Origin of the sequence: Vibrio sp. 10N.239.311.G01 (assembly GCF_041465805.1) — a bacterium.
GTDB classification, from domain to species: domain Bacteria; phylum Pseudomonadota; class Gammaproteobacteria; order Enterobacterales; family Vibrionaceae; genus Vibrio; species Vibrio crassostreae_C.
This window is the reverse complement of the sequence record NZ_JBFSRM010000063.1, coordinates 1-2,660: the sequence shown is the minus strand read 5'-3', so window position 1 is coordinate 2,660 and position 2,660 is coordinate 1. Positions and strand designations below refer to the sequence as shown.

The 2,660-nt window shown below is 38.2% G+C and carries 2 protein-coding genes and 1 pseudogene; all 3 read left to right on the top strand.

Annotation, left to right across the window (positions count from 1 at the left end; genetic code table 11):
• The coding region (locus AB6D06_RS22355) for an integrase core domain-containing protein (RefSeq protein WP_372111905.1) at positions 1–366 on the top strand (366 nt) is incomplete at its 5' end.
• 348 nt (positions 367–714) lie between these two features.
• Positions 715–2,028, top strand: a complete 1,314-nt coding sequence (locus AB6D06_RS22350; protein ID WP_102429258.1) for a type VI secretion system ImpA family N-terminal domain-containing protein — start codon at positions 715–717, stop codon at positions 2,026–2,028.
• Positions 2,029–2,089: 61 nt separating this feature from the next.
• A pseudogene (locus tag AB6D06_RS22345) lies at positions 2,090–2,660 on the top strand (type VI secretion system membrane subunit TssM); the annotation flags it as partial.

The window sequence follows — 2,660 nt, the reverse complement described above, 5'->3', positions numbered from 1 at the left end:
GAGTTAGGTATTACTTCATCGTATAGTCGCCCAAGAGTCAGTGATGATAACCCGTCTGTTGAGTCATTGTTCCGCACGGTAAAGTACATGCCAAGCTGGCCAACAAAGGGCTTTGAAACAATCGACAGTAGTCGAAGTTGGGTTGAAGCCTTCGTACGCTGGTACAACACGGAGCACAAGCACAGTAAGCTGAATTATGTCACGCCTTCAGAGCGTCACAATGGAAAAGATAAAGAGATCTTGAAGCGCCGAGCGGAGGTACTACTCGCTGCAAAAGAGCTAAACCCTGAACGCTGGCCTGGTGATATCAGAAACTGTGAACCTGTTGGTGACGTTCACCTAAATCCAGAAAGAGAAGCTGCTTAATAAGTAAGCAAATGATGACAACTACCTTGAAAAACACCGTTATTAATCAATAAAGAACCACACGTAGGAATAGTTAGATTCATATTATTTCTCCCCAAAAAGACCATAAATGTGACTTTCATCACTGAAATTTTATAAAGCCTAGTCGTAAATTGTTACATTTTTGATCTTTTTGTGAATAACGTCACATAGTGCTGAAATTAAGAACTTTTCAAATCTTTTAACATTCAAATTATTCTGTTTGACTATAGAATCCTTGAAAAATATAAATAAAAAACAAGCGAGGCTAAATTTATTAGTTATCGCTAAATTTCGATTTCGTTATATATACAGTTGGATATCAAGATTATGTTCTCCTCAGATTTCACAAGACGGCCTATTGACGAAGAAAAGCCTAGCGGAACTAACCCAAACGCATTAGATGATTTTACAGAGATAAAACGTCAAATTAATAACCTTAATAAGGTGACAGGGAGAGTCTCTTGGAAAAAGGTTCAGTCTCTTTCAAAAACGATACTTTCGAAAAACAGCAAAGATTTCCGTTGTAGTTGCTACTTTACTGTCGCAGCAACACATAATGATGGCTTAAAAGGTTTAGCTGAAGGACTCAGTTCTATTCTGGACTTATGCGTCGTTTATTGGTTTACCGCATATCCAGAAGTTACAAAATCAAACGCAAGGATTGGGGCGATAGACTGGATGGTTGAACACACAGAAAAACGAATAAAGTCGATTAAAACAAACCCCGACGACGTACTGCTGATCGAAACTTGCCATCGCTTATGTATGAGAATTGAAGAAGAACTAAGACTACATTACGGTATAAAAGCACCTTCATTAGGTGGGGTACGTCGAATCTTAAAGCAATGGGTTGATGAACATAAAGAGACCGAAGCAAACCTGCGCGAAGCAGAGAATCAACGAAAGTACCGAGCTCCAGAAGAAAATAAACAACCAACACCAGTGGCTCAACCATCAACCATTAAAATTGATGTGTCAAATAAGCAATCTGCAACAACATCGAAAGTCGACGATAAAACACCCTCTAATTATTTAGTCGTCTACCTGTTAGCCGGATTTCTTGCTTTAGCATTGTCCTCTCACTTCTTTTATAAGCAATACCAACTAAAAGATCTGACTAAACAAATCATCACATCTGATATCTCACAACTTAATGAAATAGCACATTCATTAAGATATGAATATGCTCCTATTTCTCAAGATGTTAGACCTAATGTCGTAAACCAATTAGACACACTAATGAAAGGTTGGGTTGCCGATCCAATCAAAGTGTATCAGATCGATATTTTAGACCGATTGACGCTTGATTTGACCAAGCTGTATCCGGACTCGTCTTCTATTCTACGATTACGCCAAGAGTTCACCAATGAACAAGAAAAGTTAAACACAGATTACGCCCAACTTCACCGACGCTTTTCTAACGCCAGGACTGTATTTGCGAATGTAATTAGAGGAAGTGAAAGTAAAAAGACAGCACGAGCTTATGAGTACAGTAACTCTCTTTTTCCATTGATTGGCCGCATTGAATATGCAGAAAAAGAACAACAACAAAAAGAACTACAGAAATCTCTTCGGATACTGAACGTCTATTTACACAAAATAAAAACCTTAGAATCAGATCTGTCAGCAAATAAACCGTAAAACTCATAAAACCGTCTTAAGACTCGGTATTACAACAAACTCAAAACAACGAAATAGGCTTATGTTAAAACACAAACTAATGAGGAACCCTGTTGTTATATCAACGGCCATTTTCCTCTTTCTTGCTGCTACGATCGCTGCAATCTATATCCTTTGGCTAGATATAACAGACAAGTTTTACCTATGGATTGCTTTAGGTGCTATAACAATTTTCTATTCGTTGTTTCAGGTAACGTTGTGGCTAAAAAAGAAAAACAACACTAAAGCCCTAAAGCTGGAAACAGAAGAAGAAGCATTAGCCATGGTCATCCGTCCGCTTCTTTCTGGTTCCAATAAAAAGCCAATCTATTTAATGATTGGCAATAAATACGCGGGTCGAACTCAGTTTCTACTTAACTCCAGTGCAATCAAGCCAATGGATCAGACTCGTACTGCAAAGAATGATTTTTTCGAATGGTATGAGTCAGACTCCGCCGTGTATATCAAACCGGATCAACGCCTATTGTTTCAAGAAGTATCAAGTAACGATAGCGCTCTGTGGAACACATTTGTAGATGAGGTCATTAAACACAAGCCTAGAAAGCCATTTTCTGGTTGCTTGTTTTTTATCGATTTTGAATTTCTAATTGTCT